Source organism: Chryseobacterium sp. ISL-6, from assembly GCF_018613715.1.
Lineage (GTDB): Bacteria > Bacteroidota > Bacteroidia > Flavobacteriales > Weeksellaceae > Chryseobacterium > Chryseobacterium paludis.
Window position 1 is genome coordinate 60291 of the sequence record NZ_JAGGPT010000011.1, and the last position, 19373, is coordinate 79663.

General features: G+C 33.8%; 17 protein-coding genes. 4 read left to right on the forward strand and 13 right to left on the reverse strand.

The features are described from left to right. On the forward strand, positions 1 to 1188 hold the full coding sequence (gene nhaA / locus J7E44_RS21090; protein ID WP_214833327.1) for a Na+/H+ antiporter NhaA: 1188 nt from the start codon (positions 1 to 3) through the stop codon (positions 1186 to 1188). Between the two features lie 42 nt (positions 1189 to 1230). Here the strand turns inward: nhaA and J7E44_RS21095 are convergent, their stop codons facing one another. The 3 genes from J7E44_RS21095 to J7E44_RS21105 all read right to left on the reverse strand — a co-directional run bounded on the left by J7E44_RS21095 (position 1231) and on the right by J7E44_RS21105 (position 3517). Further along, on the reverse strand, positions 1231 to 1377 hold the full coding sequence (locus tag J7E44_RS21095) for a bacteriocin-like protein (protein WP_214833329.1): 147 nt from the start codon (positions 1375 to 1377) through the stop codon (positions 1231 to 1233). A 134-nt stretch (positions 1378 to 1511) separates the two neighbouring features. Beyond that, the gene (locus tag J7E44_RS21100; protein WP_214833331.1) at positions 1512 to 2489 is read right to left on the reverse strand and encodes a YihY/virulence factor BrkB family protein; all 978 of its coding nucleotides are present in this window, start codon (positions 2487 to 2489) and stop codon (positions 1512 to 1514) included. A 2-nt stretch (positions 2490 to 2491) separates the two neighbouring features. Continuing rightward, positions 2492 to 3517 (reverse strand): DUF4421 family protein, encoded by a 1026-nt coding sequence (locus J7E44_RS21105; protein ID WP_214833333.1) that lies wholly within the window; start codon positions 3515 to 3517, stop codon positions 2492 to 2494. 159 nt (positions 3518 to 3676) lie between these two features. Here J7E44_RS21105 and J7E44_RS21110 point away from each other — a divergent pair, with 159 nt between their 5' ends. Continuing rightward, positions 3677 to 4150, forward strand: coding sequence for a 23S rRNA (pseudouridine(1915)-N(3))-methyltransferase RlmH (locus J7E44_RS21110; protein ID WP_214833336.1), 474 nt, complete (start codon positions 3677 to 3679; stop codon positions 4148 to 4150). On the opposite strand, the gene J7E44_RS21115 is transcribed toward J7E44_RS21110, so the two are convergent. From J7E44_RS21115 to J7E44_RS21125, 3 genes are read right to left on the reverse strand one after another with little or no spacing between them, the layout of a single operon-like run. Continuing rightward, on the reverse strand, positions 4147 to 4965 hold the full coding sequence (locus tag J7E44_RS21115) for a tetratricopeptide repeat protein (RefSeq protein WP_214833338.1): 819 nt from the start codon (positions 4963 to 4965) through the stop codon (positions 4147 to 4149). The genes J7E44_RS21110 and J7E44_RS21115 overlap by 4 nt on opposite strands. Continuing rightward, entirely contained in the window at positions 4962 to 5528 is a 567-nt protein-coding gene (locus tag J7E44_RS21120) for a phosphatase PAP2 family protein (protein WP_214833340.1), read from the reverse strand. The genes J7E44_RS21115 and J7E44_RS21120 overlap by 4 nt, the downstream gene beginning before the upstream one ends. 3 nt (positions 5529 to 5531) lie before the next feature. After that, the gene (locus J7E44_RS21125) at positions 5532 to 5864 is read right to left on the reverse strand and encodes a Sec-independent protein translocase subunit TatA/TatB (protein ID WP_214833341.1); all 333 of its coding nucleotides are present in this window, start codon (positions 5862 to 5864) and stop codon (positions 5532 to 5534) included. Between the two features lie 219 nt (positions 5865 to 6083). Between J7E44_RS21125 and J7E44_RS21130 the strand changes: the two genes are divergently transcribed. After that, a complete protein-coding gene (locus tag J7E44_RS21130) occupies positions 6084 to 7022 on the forward strand; it encodes a hypothetical protein (protein ID WP_214833343.1) in 939 nt (312 codons plus the stop codon). Between the two features lie 81 nt (positions 7023 to 7103). On the opposite strand, the gene J7E44_RS21135 is transcribed toward J7E44_RS21130, so the two are convergent. Both J7E44_RS21135 and secD read right to left on the reverse strand, forming a co-directional pair. After that, positions 7104 to 8330: a TCR/Tet family MFS transporter gene (locus J7E44_RS21135; RefSeq protein ID WP_214833345.1), complete on the reverse strand. Its 1227-nt coding sequence runs from the start codon at positions 8328 to 8330 to the stop codon at positions 7104 to 7106. Positions 8331 to 8582: 252 nt separating this feature from the next. Further along, entirely contained in the window at positions 8583 to 11477 is a 2895-nt protein-coding gene (gene secD, locus J7E44_RS21140; protein WP_214833347.1) for a protein translocase subunit SecD, read from the reverse strand. A gap of 216 nt (positions 11478 to 11693) precedes the next feature. On the opposite strand from secD, the gene J7E44_RS21145 reads away from it, so the two are divergent. Next, positions 11694 to 13061, forward strand: a complete 1368-nt coding sequence (locus J7E44_RS21145) for a PQQ-dependent sugar dehydrogenase (RefSeq protein ID WP_214833349.1) — start codon at positions 11694 to 11696, stop codon at positions 13059 to 13061. Positions 13062 to 13076: 15 nt separating this feature from the next. On the opposite strand, the gene J7E44_RS21150 is transcribed toward J7E44_RS21145, so the two are convergent. From J7E44_RS21150 to J7E44_RS21170, 5 genes are all read right to left on the reverse strand, one after another. Further along, on the reverse strand, positions 13077 to 14216 hold the full coding sequence (locus J7E44_RS21150; protein WP_214833351.1) for a hypothetical protein: 1140 nt from the start codon (positions 14214 to 14216) through the stop codon (positions 13077 to 13079). Positions 14217 to 14291: 75 nt separating this feature from the next. Further along, positions 14292 to 15650, reverse strand: coding sequence for an oxygen-independent coproporphyrinogen III oxidase (hemN, locus tag J7E44_RS21155; RefSeq protein ID WP_214833353.1), 1359 nt, complete (start codon positions 15648 to 15650; stop codon positions 14292 to 14294). Positions 15651 to 15745: 95 nt separating this feature from the next. Continuing rightward, entirely contained in the window at positions 15746 to 16657 is a 912-nt protein-coding gene (locus J7E44_RS21160; RefSeq protein ID WP_214833355.1) for a sialate O-acetylesterase, read from the reverse strand. 76 nt (positions 16658 to 16733) lie between these two features. Next, positions 16734 to 17744 (reverse strand): WD40/YVTN/BNR-like repeat-containing protein, encoded by a 1011-nt coding sequence (locus tag J7E44_RS21165; protein ID WP_214833358.1) that lies wholly within the window; start codon positions 17742 to 17744, stop codon positions 16734 to 16736. A gap of 57 nt (positions 17745 to 17801) precedes the next feature. After that, complete coding sequence (locus J7E44_RS21170; protein ID WP_214833361.1) at positions 17802 to 19331, reverse strand: APC family permease; 1530 nt, start codon at positions 19329 to 19331, stop codon at positions 17802 to 17804. Between the last annotated feature and the right edge of the window lie 42 nt (positions 19332 to 19373).

The following is a 19373-nucleotide window of genomic DNA, read 5'->3' on the forward strand; positions in this document are numbered from 1 at the left end:
ATGAATTTATCAATTTATTTTAAAAAATTTTTCAATAACAGTCAATCGTCAGGAATAATCCTTATTTTTTGTGTTGTCGTGTCTTTACTGATTGCCAATTCAACATTAGCAGGCAGTTTTCAAAACTTATTGGATAAGGAGACAGGCATCGATCTTTTTCATTTAAAATATCCAATCCACATATGGATCAATGATGGCCTTATGGCTATTTTCTTTCTTTTGGTTGGTCTGGAAATAAAAAGAGAATTGGTAGAGGGAGAGCTTTCATCTTTCAAAAATGCATCGCTCCCTATTTTTGCAGCTATAGGCGGAATGCTGGTTCCGGCAACAATTTATACTCTTTTCAATTCAGGTACAGAATACAGCAACGGATGGGGAATTCCAATGGCAACGGATATTGCATTTTCCTTAGCACTTATTTCTATGCTGGGGAGTAAGATCCCTAACTCTATCAAGATCTTTCTTGCTGCCCTTGCTATTGTTGATGACCTGGGCGCTATTTTGGTGATTGCCATTTTTTATACAGACCAGATCCATTGGATATATTTAATTTTATCCTTCGGAATTGTCGCTCTGCTTTTTCTTTTAAACTTTTTAAAGGTTACAAAACTTGTTTTCTACATCGTTCCCGGTTTATTTTTATGGTATTTTTTACATCATTCCGGAATCCATGCTACCATTGCCGGGGTATTATTAGCATTATCAATTCCTACGAATGCGTCCAATGTTAAAATATCTCCTTTAGAAAAACTAGAGCATACATTACATCTCCCTGTAAGTTTTATTATCATGCCTATATTTGCTTTAACCAATACCAATATTACATTTCACAATGGAATGGTTGAAGGTCTGGTAAGTACATTAGGACTGGGAATTATAGGTGGTTTGGTTATAGGAAAATTAATTGGTATTAATTTATTCTCATTTATTGCTATCAAACTTAAATTAAGTTCACTCCCACATAACAGTTCATGGGCACATATGCTGGGGGTTGGCTTACTGGCAGGAATTGGTTTCACGATGTCTATTTTCATAGCTCTGCTTTCATTCAAAAATGAAATTGAGATTCAGGATGAGGCAAAATTTGCTATTCTAATCGCATCATTCTTATCTGCCGTTTTAGGAGTTACCATACTAAGTATGAGTTCTAAAAGAAACAGATTCATTAACGAAGATAATGAAGAATAATATTGAAATATAAAAGAGAGCTATTGGGCTCTCTTTTTGTTTTTATGGACAAACATAAGTTATCAGTCTACAAAGTCCGTTACAACAATACGTATTGGTTCCTGGACAACCACCATCGTCTGTTCTGCAAGCTATTCCTCCTTTTACGATTTTCAGCTCATCTCTCGTTAATTTTTTAATGTTTTTCATAATAAATAGATTTAGTTTATATGAGAATATCAGATTCCCTATTGATAACTAAATTAATACAATTCTATTAACAAAAAAAATTATTCAACAGTTTTTGAATAATTAACGTTAAATATTATGAGATGCTTATGAATTTAATCAAAATCTTTTTTATTATTCTCATCCTTTGTAGGATAGCCTGTTAGCATATCTTTGTGAAGTTCATCTGACAGTAATTTTTCTATTCTAAGCTTTCTGATAGCCATATTAAGCTCATTGCCAAATAAAAGAAGATAGACATTTACATTTACCCAAACCATTAAAAGGATCATACTTCCAATAGAGCCGTACAAAACGTTGTATCTCGCAATATCTTTTACATAAATAGCAAAAATATAGGTAGTAAGAACAAAAAGAACTGTCGTTAAAATAGCCCCTGGAACCGCTTGTCTGAATCTGGCGATTTTCACAGTTCCCAACCAGTAAAACATAGCAAGTAAAATAAAGTAAAAAAGAGGAAAAGATACAAATCCTATAATTTTCGAAAGGTTTTTCACTAACCATGAAACGTTATGTGTAGGTGTAAATAATTTAAGCACGACTTCTACATAATAGACTCCAAAAAGAGCTAAGAATACGATGGTTATAAAACCAATTGTAATAAAAAAAGAAAGTATAAATTCTTTTACATCAGTGAGTTTTTCATCTGAATTTTCATTAAATCCATTGATCAGCGAGAAAGTTCCATTTGTTGCAAAAACCAATGCCAGAACGATCGTTAAATTACTGATCCCCCTCATATTGGGAATAATACTTTTTTCAATATATCCCCGCACATCCGTTTCCATATTTGATGGAAAAACATTGTGGATTAAAACTTCAAAAATATAAAAATGCAGTTTATCATAATGAGGCATATAAGGTAAAACAGATAACAAAAAGAGGAGAAACGGGAACAGACTTATTGTAAAGCTCCATGAAATAGCTGCGGCCTTTCTTCCTATTTTATCTTTAAATATACCTGAAATATAAATTTGAAACATCTGCCAAAGTGATATTCCCAGTACAGGAATATGTATATCGTCTAAGAATTCTTGAATTTTCAAGATAAAATTAGGAACTTTTATACCCATAATTATTTTAGAATATTATCTATTTTATCAAAATTTCTATTGACAAATTTTGGAGAATTAAACCTTAATCCTATTCCAGCCCTAAACTGCCACTGGGTAGAAGAATAGAAATTCTCATTTGAACTATTTACCCAGTTTAACTGGGTACCTGCTCCTATAAACCATTTTCCATTATCATAGCCAACTCTGACATTAGAATTGACTCCTATATTGAATTCATGAAAAGCTTCATCGAGTAATTTTGAATAATAAAGTTGAGGATAAAATTCAACCACAGCGTACCAGTTATTATTAATTACCCTTTGGATACCTGCTCCCGTCCTTAATGCTAACCTAAGGTCTTTAGTAGCAGAACTTCCCTCTCCACCATCTAAAACTTCCCCCAGATATATCGCTCTATCCGAATCACTCAATATATTATACTGATAAAACAAACCTGTAATAATAACAAAATCATTTTTCAAAGGCTGATACGTCATATTTGTATAACTTCTGTAGTTTTCCTTATTTCCAAGCCATAGGTAACTTGTTTCTCCTTTAAAAGAGCGGTATTTTGCATCGGGAAATTGAAAATATGCGTCACTTATATTTAAATTCAGCCCCTCCATTAGCATGGTCATATATCTTTTTGTGTCCTCAAAATATAATCCTTTGATCTGGTTATATCCTACCATTTGTCTAAGCTTTGGGGTCAGGAAAAAGGCAAAACCTACGCTGAAATATTTGGTCTTCCCCTTAATATCATCGTCATTATTTATTTTAATTAATTTAGGTGTAAAAGAAATACTCGTATCCAGCCATCTGTATCTTACAAAAAATTCGGTATAAAAAGAATCGTTAGGCTTCAGCCTGAAGGTTTCCTTTTGAAAACGAACCCCAAAAGAATTATTAACATAACTTACCCCTGCGACTATTGAAATTTTATTTTTATCCTCATCAATTTTTTTTTCATCATCACCTGTAACCTCCTGGCTAAAAGAAGTTAAGGGGAAATATAAAAATATACAGGAGATTAATCTCAATGTCATCACGTGCTGTTGGTTACGTAAAAATACAGTTTTTTTTAAACTTAGAATACATTTAGGTACGTTGCTTTTGGATCATAATGAACAAAAAGCATTAAAAAAATAAGAAATAATTCCTTAAATTATGAATATCTTTGCCCTCATTAAAATTGATTACATCCCATGCGAATCAACTTACTCTGTATTGGAAAAACAGATGATAAAGAAATTACTTCTTTGATCAGCTATTACCTCACCCGCCTTCCTAAGCATTGGAATTTTGAAATAGTAGAAATCCCTGATATTAAAAATGCAAAAAACCTTTCTTCGGATCTTTTAAAAAAAGAAGAAGCCAAACTTTTTATGAATCAAATCGATAAAAATGATCTGGTCGTAATTTTAGATGAGAAAGGAAAACAATTTACAAGTAGAGAGTTTGCTCAAAAAATAGATGTATGGATGAATTCATCAGTCAAGAAAATTAATATTCTGATTGGCGGTGCCTATGGTTTTTCTGAAGAAATATATAATAGAGCCAATGAAAAAATGTCATTATCTAAAATGACATTTACTCATCAGATGATCCGTTTATTTATTGTGGAACAGCTGTATCGTGCTGATCAGATCTTACAGGGAAAACCTTATCACAATGATTAATTCTGTTTTATAACACATTTAGCAAAATGTGGAGCTAGAAGAGCCTTTTCATAACCCACAGCTACAGCTTTCTCCAGATTAGTGCATGCTTCCTTAGGTTTTTGAGTATCGAATAGGATTAAAGCTTTTGTTACGTATGACTGAGCAAATTTAGGATCAATAGAAATGGCTTTATTAATATCTGCCAAAGCTTCTTTTGGTTTTTTCATTTTTAAATACAGATCTGCACGCCCATTGTAAAGTAACGACTCAGGTTTTTCAGAGATAAGCTGATTATAATCTTTCAAGGCACCCTCAAGATCACCATTATTCTTTTTCAGATTGGCTAAACCTGTTCTTGCAAAGATATTCTCTGGTGCGAAGGCAAGGATCTGATTTAAATCTTTAATAGCTAAGTCTTTTTTTCCTTGGCTATCATAAATTTTAGATCTCGTTAGGTACATATCTACATTTTCAGGATCAATCTGCAATCCTTTGTCAATATAGTCCAAAGCTTTTTCTTTGGTTCCTTTCTGGCTGTTTAATGAAGCTAAATTAGCATATACTGATGCATACAGTGGATTTGCTCTTAAGGCAGATTCGTAGGATTTAAAGGCTTGAGGCGTTTTACCTAGTCTTCTTTGTGCCGTCCCTAAATTGTTATAGTACTCAGATCGATATTTCTGAATCTGTTCTTTTTCAGCCAGTTTAGAATATTGCTCTTCAGCACATTTATAATCCGCTTTTTTAAAGCATTCTTCAGCTGTTTTTGAGTCCTGGGAATAAAGATTAGCAGATGTTATCGCTAATGTTAGAAGGAATAAAAATTTTTTCATGTGGTTATAGTTTGTTTATTGATCACTTTTTTTGCGAGTGCACCAAATATCACTCCCAATAAAAGTCCAACAAACGCCCCCACCAAAATATCTATCGGAAAATGCACTCCTAAATATATACGGCTGTAAGAAACTACTGCAGCCCATACAAATATAGCATAAGGAAACCAATTGAGTTTCTTTTTTAATAAAACACTTAAATAAGTTGCCAAAAAGAAAGTATTTGAAGCATGGGCAGAATAGAATCCAAACTGTCCACCACATTTTACAATCCTCATATAATGCTCCAAGCTAGGATCATGGCATGGCCTTAATCGCTCTACTCCGTGTTTGAATATACTTGCAACCTGATCAGAAACCGTAGTTCCTATCAGTACAAATAAAAGAATATAAACTAAAGATTTTAGTTTGTAGTTTTTATATAGAAAATAAAGAAATATAATATAAAGCGGAACCCATATCCAGGTACTGGAAATCAGCATCCAAAACTGATCAAAAGAAGAGTCGCCCAAATTATTGAGAAACAAAAAGACCTTCTTATCCTCTTGAATAATTTCTTCCATCGATTATCTGCTTACAGGTCCTTCATAAGTTTCATCTTCAGAAGGCTTTGGCTTTTCAGGTTCAGAAGAAGAAGGTTCCGTAAGAATATCTTTTTCGATATTCTTCATCGGATTGAAATCTTTTGCAGCATCTTTTACTTTTTCGATCTCACGCTTGATTTCAGAAACAGGGTTATCTGTTTCTTTCATGATCTCAGTTTTAATGTCTTCCACCGCCCCACGCATCTTTCTTACGCCTGCTCCTAAATCACGCGCTATTTGAGGAAGTTTATCCGGTCCGAATAATACAACGATTGCAACTGCAATCAATGCCATTTCTCCAATGCTTAATTCCATGGTGTAAAATTACAAAAGATTATACATATATAATGTAGAATCCAAAATTTTAAACAAATTTTAAGAATATTTATTTCAGGGCTTTATAATATTTTATTTGAGGATAACAATAGTTTAACATTAAATACATTTAAAATTAATTAATAATTAATTCTCTATATAAAGAATTATATGGTTTTTTTTATTAGATTTATTCCACACAACTACAAATATTAAACTATGAAAAAATTAGTAACTACTTTTAAACTTTTTGCGCTGGCAATGGTATTATCTTTAACCAGCTGTCAAAATGAAAGCACTGAGGTACTTCAGGACAATGCAACAAAAAAGGAATCCATTTCTGATTTAAAAAAGGAACTGAGCCCTGCCCAAACACTTTCCAACAATGTTCAAATACAATTGGAAGAATCTAAAAAGAATCTTGAGCAATATTTGAAAAATGATCTTCAAATGACAGGTATTAATGTTCTGGGGACACTTTCTACTGAAAGAGGCATTGCAATTTCCCAGAATTTAATTTCGAGTAAAGACACCTATGTTGCATTTGGCAACATCACTGATCCTAACTCAGTAAAAGTGGGAAAAATAGGAAGTTTTAATTCTGGTGAAGAATTATCTGCAGCTCAAAAAGGGCTTACCGATGTCATTGCACAAGAAGTAAAAATGAACACTGATGTTCTTGAAATCACATGGAATCATAAAGGAGAACAGTTTACCTCGTTATGTTTTTATAATAAAGATGGAATTATCTGGGATAATGTTCTTGGTGGATTGGTAATGATGGATAGAGGCAGTAATGTTGAGACTTCTACTGATACTCAGGCCAAGGTCGTTTCTAAATGGTTTAAAGAATGGTGGACTGCAAAATGGTTGTGGGGATCAAAGAGAGGTGAAGCCGGATATAAAATAACTATTTATTATAACGGTTCTACGGTTTCAAACACTGATGTGAGCGATTGGGGTAATATCAGCTTAGGGAAAGCCAAAAGTGAAAGTAAAGTAATTAAGAGGACAGGTGCTTACGGACAATGCAGATATGCACTTGGTCTGTGTACTCCGACAGGTTCTTTAAGCTTTAATTCAAGCAACTTTTCAGTATCATTCTCAGGATTGGGAAGCAATATTGTAAGTAATGGTACTAAATCACTTTATCCATAATACATTATTTTAACTATATTATATTCAACTGAAAGCGGGGAATCACATTTGATTCCCCGCTTTTTTATATTTCAAAATGTATTATTTTTTTATGTCTTTACTTTTTTGAGATCCATAATATGTAATAACAACACTCACTGCCATTAAGATAAAAGCCAAGAAGAAAGGAGCTCCTGAAAATTTAAATGGCGCTTCATCGTGTGTAAAATAATAGAATAAATTCGTCATCATAGGAGGTCCAATAATCGCTGTTGCGCTCATTAAACTCGTCAATGCTCCCTGAAGTTCTCCCTGTTCATTGGAAGGAACACTTTTTGTAATGACCGATTGAAGTGCAGGCCCACAAATTCCACCTAAACAATAAGGAATCAGAAAAGCAAACATCATCCATCCTTCTGTAGCAAAAGCAAACAGCAACATCCCAATTGCATATAAAGCCAATCCATAATAAATACTCTTCTGCTCACCCAACCTCGGTGTTGTCCAACGTATCAGACCACCTTGTACTAGTCCTACTAAAAGACCTACGGCACCAAGGGACAACCCTACCATTCTTTCTGTCCAGTTAAACTTATACATCGTATAAAAACTCCAGTTACTCTGCACAGCATGACCGGCAATATAGATTAAAATAAGTGCCACTATTAATCCTGAAATTTCTGGATGCTTTCCCAAAAATTTAAATGATCCTACAGGGTTAGCACGTTTCCAACTAAATTCACGACGCTTGTCTTTATCCAAACTTTCAGGTAAAATAAAATATCCATAAAGAAAGTTTAATAAACATAAACCAGCCGCAGCATAGAATGGGACTCTTGCACCATAATGACCTAAGACTCCACCTAAAACCGGACCTATAATGAATCCCAAGCCAAAAGCAGCTCCTATCAATCCAAAGTTTTTAGCTCTGTCGCTATCTGTAGAAATATCAGCAATATAGGCACTGGCAGTGGTAATACTGGCTCCTGTAACTCCGGCAATAATTCTTCCTAAAAAAAGCCACCATATACTTGGAGCTAATGCGAGGAAAATGTAATCTATTGAAAATCCAAAAAGTGAAATCAGAATAATAGGTCTTCGTCCATATTTATCACTGAGGTTTCCAACAACCGGTGAAAATATGAACTGGGTGAATGCATAAGCAAAACCAAGCCACCCACCATATTTCGCTGCCTCACTAATATCTGCATGAATAAGTTCTTCAATTAATTTAGGAACAACAGGGATAATGATACCCCATCCAGTGATATCAATTAATAGCGTTATAAAAATAAAGCTCATGGCAGCTTTTTTCCTTGAATTTTCCATAATTCTGCAAAAATAACGAAATATAGAGAACTAATGATTCTAAATTATGAATAATTAATATGGATAGTGAATTGTCTACTATTCAGTTCCGGATTCCGGGTTTCAAGTTTTTCGGAATATTGTATCAACTACTTCTTCTTCCCAGAAACACTATTTTCATTTATTTTCCTACCATTGAACTTGAAACCCGAAGCTTATAAATAAAAAAGAGCCTTTCGTTTGAAAGGCTCTTTTTTATTTATTGTAGTATAATTATTTTGAAGCAAGTACTTCTTTGCTCGAAGTAGTTTTTCCGTGTACCTCTTCTTCTTTTCCTGATTTCAGGAAATCATATGCAATAGCCGAAGCAATGAATATGGATGAATATGTACCGAAACCAATACCAATTAACATCGCAAACATAAATCCTCTAAGGTTATCTCCACCGAAAATAAAGATCGCCAAAATAACAAGGATTGTTGTAAATGAAGTGTTGAATGTTCTACCTAGCGTACTAGAAATTGAATCATCAAATAATCCCGCCAATGTTAAAGATTTCTTCTCTCTTAAATACTCTCTAATTCTGTCAAAGATAATAACGGTATCATTGATAGAGTATCCAAGTACTGTTAAGATCGCAGCAATGAAATCCTGGTTGATCTCCATGTTGAAAGGCATGTATTTGTGAAGCAACGAATAGGTTCCTAAAATAATAACTGCATCATGGAATAACGCTGCAACAGCACCAAGAGAGAATTGCCATTTTCTAAATCTCACCAAGATGTAAAGGAAGATACCTCCTAAAGCAGCTACAACTGCAAGAATACCGTGAGTTTTGATATCATCAGCAACAGTAGGTCCTACTTTCTCAGAAGAGATAATTCCCGCATGTTCTTTATCTGCAGATTTGAAATCATGTAATGAAATATTAGCTGGCAGACTTGTTTTTAAACCTTCATATAGCTTCTGTTCAACAGTTTGGTCAGCTTTCAGAGATTCATCGTCAATAAGATAATCCGTAGAAATCTTTAATTGATTAGCATTTCCAAAAGTTTTAGCTTCAACAGATGAATTTTTACCATCTTCAGTTTTGAATATTTTTACTAAATTCTGTTCAATATCTTCTGCATTTACATCCTTATCAAATCTTACAACGTAGTTTCTACCACCGGTAAAGTCAATTCCATATTTAAATCCGTGGATAAAAATAGATCCGATACTGATTACTGTTAATACTAAAGAGATAATATAAGCATATTTTCTTTTTCCAATAAAGTCGATCCAGGTATTTCTGAATAAGTTCTTCGTAGGAGGAGTCCAAACAGAAAGTTGTTTTCCTTTATTCAATCTAGCAAAGATCATTGTTCTTGAAATCAATACCGAAGTAAAGAAAGTCATTAGTATACCAATACCCAGCGTTAAAGCAAATCCTTTAATAGGTCCTGTTCCGAAAAGGAAAAGTACTCCTGCTGTTAATAACGTCGTTAAGTGACCATCAACAATAGCGCTTAAAGCGTGCTTGAAACCATCTTTATATGCTTCTAAAATATTTTTGCCGGCAAATAATTCTTCCTTGGTTCTTTCATAGATAATTACGTTCGTATCCACGGCCATGGCCATTGTAAGAACAATACCTGCAATACCAGGAAGTGTAAGGGTAGCATCAACGGAATCCATAATTCCGAAAATGTAGAATAAGTTGATGATCATTGCAATTACAGCGTACACCCCTGCACCACCATAATAGAAAATGATATAAACGATAATCACTAAAAATGCGATAGCAAAAGAGATCATCCCTGCATCAATAGATTCTTGTCCTAATGAAGGTCCTACCTGTGTAGCCTGAACTACTTTAGCTCCAGCCGGTAATTTACCTGCTCCTAGAACGTCAACCAATTCTTTAGCCTCATCCTGAGAGAAGTTACCAGAGATTTGAGTTCTACCGTTAGGAATAGCGTTTACTACATTTGGTGCAGTATACACTCTGTTATCAAGAGTTACGGCAACTGGTTTGTTAACGTTCTTCTCTGTTAATGTTTTCCATTCTTTAGCTCCTTTAGAATCCATCTGCATATCAACCACTACTCTTCCCAGCTCATCATAGCTGATGCTAGCTGTTTCAACAGCACCGTCTACTGGTGCTTTTTGGTTGATGTTACCTCTGATCGCATATAATACTAAACTTTCAGGATCAGTAGCTTCAGGTTTGTAACCCCACATGAATTGGGTATATTTAATATTAGAAGGACGTAAAGACTGTCCTACTTTGCTATTTAAAATCTTGTTAACTACAGCAGTATCAGATAACTTTATGCTAGCAACACCATTTGTTCTCAGCTTATCTAAATGTAAAAGATTCATGAAATTTACGTTCTTCGCAACTCCCATAGAATCCCCTTTAATAGGTATCATCGTAGTTAAAGTCTGGAAATAAGGTCCGATTTCAGGAACCTGCTGAACTTCCCAGAACTGAAGTTTTGCTGAAGTCTGAAGCATTTTCTTTACCTTGTCGATATCCTTCATACCTGGCATTTCAACAGAAATTCTTGCTGTTCCAGGTACTCTCTGAACATTTGGCTGCACAGCCCCCATTTTGTCAATTCTCGTTCTGATTACCTCAAAAGCAGTACCTACAGAAGCATCAATTCTTCTTTTGATAATACTTTTTACCTGCTCATCAGTAGTATTGTACTTAATCTCAGTAAGATTAGTGTTTCCGAATAATTCCGGATCTGCAAGTTTAAGATTCGTCCCTTTTGCTTTGTTTAATGCTTCAAATTGATCGAAGAAGTTGTCAACATAAGCCTTTGTAGAATTCTTCTGAACTTCGTCAGTTTTGTTTAAAGCTTCGATAAGAACAGGATTAGAAGAATAATTTGTTAAATCATTCACTAAATCTCTTTGGTTGATCTCCAGAAGAACGTTGATCCCTCCTTTCAAGTCAAGACCAAGTTTCATTTCTTTGTCTTTTGCTTTAGAATAGTAAAGCTTTGTATAACCAAGATTTAGAGTATCTTCTTTTAATCGCTTGATCTCTTTCTCGTTTCCGTTCGCAGCTTCAATCTGCGATTCAATTTTGCTGGCGTACCAGGTTGGTATAAGCTCATTTAAGCAAATCAACCCCAGTACAATAGCAACAATTGTAATAAGTCCTTTTCCTTGCATTTTGTTATAACTACGTTAAATTAAGTCGGCAAATATAATGATTTTCTTTATATTTTATGAACTTTCAACAACAGAAATGGTTTATTTTCAGATATATCGACAACGCGACTTCTATTTAAGATTCATCAATTTTGCGGCAATAAATTATTAAATTTTCAAATTTTGATTAATAGCTGTTTTTCATTAACTTCACAAGACACTAAATATCAAAATATTATGAAAAATTTACTTTTTACTGTAACTATTTTTTCTTCCTTATTCCTTAATTCACAATCTATTAATCTGGAAGAATTTGCAACGGGACTTACCAGTCCTGTCGAAATCACAAATGCCAATGACACCCGGTTATTTGTCGTACAACAGAATGGGATCATAAAAATTATCCAGCCTACAGGATCTATCAATACGATTAATTTTTTAAACATAAGTACTAAGGTTCTTTATGGTGGAGAAAGAGGACTTTTAGGATTAGCTTTCCATCCTCAATACTCTACAAATGGGTATTTCTTTGTGTACTATAACAATATTACAACAGGTAACATTACTGTAGCACGATATACTGTAAGCAGCACGGATCCTAATGTTGCTGATCCCAATTCAGAGAAAATATTATTAAGTATTCCAAAGCCCTTTTCTAATCATAATGGCGGAAGCATTCATTTTGCTCCTGACGGAAATTTATGGATTGTAACCGGAGATGGCGGTAGCGCAGGGGATCCCAATAACAATGCACAAAATAAAAACTCTCTTCTTGGAAAAATGCTGCGTATTGATGTAAATTCCACCAATGCTTATAATATTCCAGCAGGCAATCCTTTTGTAGGTGTTGATGGAGCAGACGAAATATGGTCTTACGGTCTTCGAAATGCGTGGAAATTTTCTTTTGATCTTACAACAGGAAATGCCATGATCGCTGATGTCGGCCAAGGTCAGATCGAAGAAATCAACAGAAATCCTATTTCTCAGGCAGGGATCAATTACGGATGGAGATGCTACGAAGGAAATACAGCCTATAACGCCAACGGTTGTGCAAGTGCTTCCACAATGACATTCCCTATCGCAGTTTATGATCATTCTGGCGGAAAATGTTCCATAACCGGAGGCTATGTTTACAGAGGAAGCCTTTATCCTACTTTGGTAGGCAAATATTTTTTTGCGGATTACTGTTCTGATCAGATTGGTATACTAAGTTCAGATAACTCTATTACTTGGACAACTCCATATTCTGGTAGTGGATTCGCAAGTTTCGGACAAGATAGCCAGAAGGGATTATATGTGGCTGCTATTAACAGTGGGAAAATTTATAAAATTACCAGCACAACTCTTTCTACACAGGAAAACAATAATATAAGTGAGATTAAAGTGTATCCAAATCCAGCTTCTAAAAGAGTATTTATTGAAGGATTAAAAGACACAAAAGTATTTGTAGAAATTATAAGTTCAGAAGGAAGAAAGGTTCTAGATCAAATAAAAATTAATAAAGATAACAGTATTGATATTTCAGGTATTCCAGCAGGAGTATATTATATCAACCTTAAATCAGGAGAATTAAAATCTTATAGTCAAAAGCTGATCATTCAATAAAAGTAAATGAGAGCCTCAATATATTTTTATTGGGGCTTTTTTATAATAATAAAACCATATAATCAGTAGTGGTAAAAGAATAACAAGCCTTTCTAACAATGAAAATCTTTCAACCTCATTGTCAAGCAGGTTATTTGGAACTAATGATACGAATAGAATTGAAATAACGGCAAAAATTATTTCTATTAAAAACATTTTTTCACTGGCATCAGATCTTGAAGTTATTTTAGAATTTAATATCCAAAAACCTAAAAACAAAATCATAAAGGGAAAAGACCATATTCTATAGGTATCCCAGGCGATAGCATGAAGACATAAAGGAAACAGAACAATGACGGCCAATAATAACAGGAGGTAGATATTTATTCTTTTGAATCGCCTGTAAACAAGGTACATCATAAAAAGAATGGGAATACCAAAGAAAACTGAACCCTTTGAAACAAATATTCTCTGAAAAAAGTGTGGACTTTCTTCACTGAAATACTCTGTGAACTTTACAGTATAAGCAGATGCAACCGAATCAGCAGCTTTTTTATCCATAAACTGAAAGTGCTCCAAATAATTAAATATTTGACTATGATCAGTTGTTCCAAGAATTTCCTGATATATAGACACCCCAAACGTGGTGATTAAAGGTAATATTAAAAATATTAAAATTTTCTTTACCATTCCCCTGGCCAGAATATCTTTTATTGAAAATCCATTCTCATCAATCTCACTAATAATCAATGCGAAACAACAGATAGGAACCATTAAGAAAAATGAAATTTCATGTATCAGGATACTTATTGAAACAAGTACTGATGGGAGTAAAACTTTTCTCGATTTGAGAAGCCAGATAACAAGTATTGTCAGCAAAAAGATTAAATGATCAAGGTACCCGATAAGATGTGCTGTAAATATGATATATTGAGACAAAAAGAAAATTACATAAAACAATACAGTCTCAATACCCTCTTTACTTCTAACAGTCTCTCTGTATGCAATAAATAATAGTGACGCATACAGAATTATCAATATAAAAACAGAGATGAATAGTATATTTTGTTCAGTTTTTTCTAAAAAGAAACTAAAAAGCTCTCCTGCAAGCCCTCTTTTAATAAAACCAAATTTATAATCCATCACCCAATGTGCTTCGGACCAATTATTTGGCAATCTAATCGTTTTTAAAACACTAAATACAAGTGCATATAAATAAATGATTACAAAAAGAAGCTTCCTCCTCATTTTTTAGATTGTCATAGAAAAAATCCTGGTTTCAGGTTTATTCCGCATCATCCTAAGATCAAAGACCATCGCTACATTTCTTGTAAAAGCCCTTCCTTTTTCTGTAATTTTTATTTGATTATCATGAATTTCAACCAGATCATCTCTTTCCATTTCCTTCAGCATTTCCAAAGCATTTTCCAATTCAGGAAAAGAATTCTGAATATCCCATGTTGTTTCAAGCTGACACATTAAATTTAAAATATGCCTTCTTACTATTAAATCTTCATGATTTAAAATATGTCCTTTTACTACAGGAATTTCTCCTTCTTCAACTATTTTCTGATACTCTTCAACTGTTTTTACATTCTGAGCAAATGCATACCATGAATCTGAAATTGATGACATACCGAGCCCAACCATTAATTGCGTTTTGCTTGAAGTATACCCCATAAAATTCCTATGCAGCTTCTTCTGAATCAAAGACTGATACAGATCATCATGTTCTAAAGCGAAATGATCCATCCCAACCTCAATATAACCTAATTCCTCCAAAAGGCTCTTACCATCCTCATATAGACGTCTTTTTTCCTCTCCACTTGGTAGGTCATTTTCATCAAAACCTCTCTGCCCTACCCCTTTGATCCATGGAACATGAGCATATGAATAAAAAGCTAATCTGTCAGGTTTTAGTTCTAATGTTTTACGAATCGTATGCTCCATCGCATCCCAGTGCTGGTGTGGAAGTCCAAAAACAAGATCATGACTTATTCCTCCGTAACCAATTTCTCTAGCCAGCTCAGTTACCTCTTTTACTTTTTCGAAAGGTTGAATTCTGTTGATGGCTTTCTGAACTTTTGGATCGTAATCCTGCACTCCAAAACTTACTCTTCTAAAACCTAAATCATACAAAGTCTGAAGATGCTCTCTTGTTGTGTTATTGGGATGTCCTTCAAAAGAAAATTCAGGATGTTCCGCGATCTCAACAGTATCAAAAATCCCTTCTAATAATGTTTTTAAATTTTTAGGAGAGAAAAAAGTTGGCGTTCCACCACCTAAATGAAGTTCTTTTAATTTCGGTTTTTCTTCAAAAAGCTCAAGATAAAGCTTCCATTCTTTTAAAACACTTTCAAGATAAGGTGTTTCAACGCTATGTTGTTTTGTAATACGTTTATGGCAAGCACAAAAAGTACATAAGGCTTCACAAAATGGCAAATGAATATAAATAGAAATTCCTTCATCAGAGTTACTCTCATGAAAAGATCTTACCACACTTTCTTTCCATTTCTCAGGAGAAAATGTACTCTCATCCCAATATGGAACAGTAGGATAAGAGGTATAACGTGGTCCCGGAATATTATATTTATCAATTAAAGAATTCATTTAAAAATTTTAAATTTTATAAATCGAATGAAATACAAAAGAATTTCATTCTGCAAAATTAGCTATAACTTATGAATTATAAATCATGAATTATATTAGGGTTTATTTTCGAAATTTATAATGAGTCTAAATACCTCTTCAGCAAAGCTTTTCCCCAGATCAATATATCCTGCACTATCGTAATGCCATGGATCATTTCCATAATTATATTTTCCAGTAGACCGCACAATCGCTGAATTCTTATTATTTTTCACAAACTTCTCCTGGGCATATTGTACCAATTCGCCTGTAGGCCATACTTTTCCTGTTTTATCTTTTCCTGAATCAGAAATTTTTCCAATGACAACGGGTAGATCGTCGGTCCGTAATGTGGCTCTTATTTGATTCATTAATATTTTTAAATGATCATAATAATGATCAGCTATTTCCTCACTATAACCTGCATCTCCTTCTCCCTGCATCCATAGAATACCTGAAGGAACAATTTCATCTTTCTTACCATTTCCATCAATATCAGTTTCCGAAAAAGCATTTTTAACTGTTTTCAGAAAATTATCATACTGATTAATTCCGTTCTTCCCATGAAAATCAGAATCCCAACATCCAAAATCTCCTTTAGCAAGACTATCAATGGATGTTCCCTCTCTTGCATACTTTATTAAAGCAATTTTATCATTCGGAAAAAGCTCTTTTAGCCTTTTTGCCAGAGAAAGTTCTAAACCAAATCTATCTGAAAGTATATTTATTCTTCCATCTGTCTTAAATCCTGTTCCATTTCCTGGCTTTAAAACTTCCCATTTTCCTATTCCACCATTCAAATCTCCGTCCGGCACTGAGTTTCCCTGAAAAATGTATACCTCTTTAAAACTTTTTAAATCATCAGGAAGATCTTTATTATAGCCAAATCCATTCATATTGGATTGACCTGCTAAAATAAAAACTCTTATCTTTTGACTGAATAATAAAGCTGGAAAAATGAGAAGAACAAATATTTTAAGGTTTCTCATGCAAATTTTATTCAAAGGTAGAGTGAAGAATAAGATAAATGGTAGTATTAACAGAGATATAGTCTATACTAAAAATTTAAAATTTTAATTTCAGTACCGCAATCCTGTCTTTTCCAGCAAAAACTATAGAATTAGAATCGATCCATTCACAGACATATAGATTTTTTTCATCAGAAATTTTCTTCCAAGTTTTTCCAAAATCCGAAGAATAACTGATATGTTGATCACCTACTGCTATTATTTCTTTCCCTTTTGAACCTGGTCTTATTTTGACACATGTTGTATAACCTGCATTAGCTCCGGAAGCTTGAATCTGCCATGTTTTCCCACCGTCACCTGTAGTAGCAATATTATTGATGTTATCAGCCTGCTTGGTATAATCTCCACCTACTGCAATTCCAAACTGATCATCATAAAAGTCTATAGAATACATTCCTTGTGAAGATTCTCCCTGAATAAAAGGAGTATTAAAAATTTCAAATTTTTCTGTCTTAAAATTTAATCTGATAATCCTGGAAGCCTTTCCTCCTGTAGCAATCCATAGATATTTTTTATTAGAAGCGATATTAGTATTACTGGCAGCAAAGGCCGCTTCTCCTTTATTTAAAATGACATCATTTTTAAATGAGCTCCATTCTCCATTTTTTAGAATTGCTAATTTTAAGTTATCATTAGCATCAGAATCACTGAAGCTGTAGGCTAAGTTATCATTAACAAAATGCAGAGCATCATAAAATGCTGTTTTCACCGTGTCTTTAAATACCGTTTTCGATTTCAGGTCTTTTTTATCAATTTCAAAAAAGAGAGCCGGACTTTCGATATTGATGGCATAAAAATGATTTTTATTTTGTCCCAGTGTACGGAACTGCAATCTTCCTTCAGACAATTTAATTTGTTTTTGATCTTGAGGATTCTTTAGATCTACAAAACCAAATTTAGAATCTGTTCCACTATACCAGACTTTATTGTCCCATATTTCAATGGCTCTAATGCTAATTTTGTCATTAAAAACAGTCTCAAAGCTAACTTCCTGAGAGAATGAAAATATTCCTAAAAAGAAAAGTAAAAATGGTAAAATCTTTTTCATAGTAGACAAAAATAAAAAATCCACAGCTTCCTGTGGATTTTTTAACTTTTATTTTTTTTATAAATCTGTATTTGGTTTTTCCAAAGGCTCCTGTTCAGCTTTAAAAGTTTCACCATAACCTCCATTTTGGAGCTTAGAATTTCTTTTACTGTACAAGAAATAAATAATGAAACCAATAATCAACCAGGCAAAAGAATACATTTTAGCTTCTCTACTTAAATTGAAAATCAAATACACATTAATTAAAATACCTAAGCAAGCAATTAAAGGTAAAGCAGGAACTTTAAAGTTTCTCTGTAAATTTGGTTCTTTAACTCTTAATACCCAAACTGCAACACAAACCATTGTAAATGCGAACAAAGTTCCGAAACTTGTCATGTGTGCTAAATCATTAATAGGTGTTAAAGAAGCAATAACAGAAATTACAACACCCAAAATAAGTAGATTTTTCGTAGGAACTCCTGTTTTAGGATTTACCTTTGAAAATGTAGCAGGGATCAATCCATCTTTAGACATTCCTAAAAAGATTCTTGATTGCCCCATGATCATTACCATTAATACGGAAATTAAACCTATCGTTGCTGCAATTGTAATGATATAACCAGCCCAAGCTTGTCCTGCAATATCAAAAGCATAAGCTACAGGAGCTTTAATTGCATCAGGATATTTCCCAAGAGGGTTAAAATCTGTATAATGCATCATTCCTGTTAATACCAATGACACCAATATATATAAAAGCGTACAAATTATTAATGAAGTAATAATAGCAAAAGGTACATCCTTTTTAGGATTAATCGCCTCCCCTGCCTGTGTAGAAACGGCATCGAATCCTACATATGCAAAGAAAATAGCTGAAGCTCCGGCTACGACCCCACCAAAACCATAGGCAGAATGGGAAACTCCATTTTCTGTGATCGTTGTTGCTTCAGGAATAAAAGGTGTCCAGTTTGCTGTATTAATAAAGAAAACTCCGGCAATAATTACAAAAATAATAGCCGAAACTTTAAGGATTACAATAAAGTTATTTGCCTTAGCAGCTCCTTTTGTTCCTCTAACTAAAATTGATATAACAAATAATACGATCAAAAATGCGGGTAAATTCATTGAAAAGCCTGAATTTCCGGCAGCCCAATATGTTTGTGGATCCGTGGTAAGCCAAGCTGGTAAATGCAATCCGAACATTTTGAGTAGTTTTCCGAAATATCCTGACCAGGATACGGCGACCGTCATAGATCCCATCGCATATTCCAGAATTAGTCCCCACCCTATTATCCAGGCGAAGATCTCACCTACTGTTCCGTAAGCATAAGCATAAGCCGAACCTTCTACAGGGAGTATGGAAGCAAATTCTGCATAACATAGAGCAGCAAACACACACGCAATCCCCGCAATTACAAAAGAAAGAGCTAATGCAGGTCCTGCATTATAATACGCTCCGGTTCCTGTAAGTACAAAAATCCCACCTCCGATAATTGCTCCAATTCCAATAGCAGTAAGGCTCCATTTTCCCAAAACGCGTTTCAGCTCGCTTTTTTTAATATCAGCTTCATAAGCGCTCATTGGTTTTTTAACCCAAATTTTAGACATATTTTATTGTTTATTTAAGATTTACGAAAGTATAAAAAATTT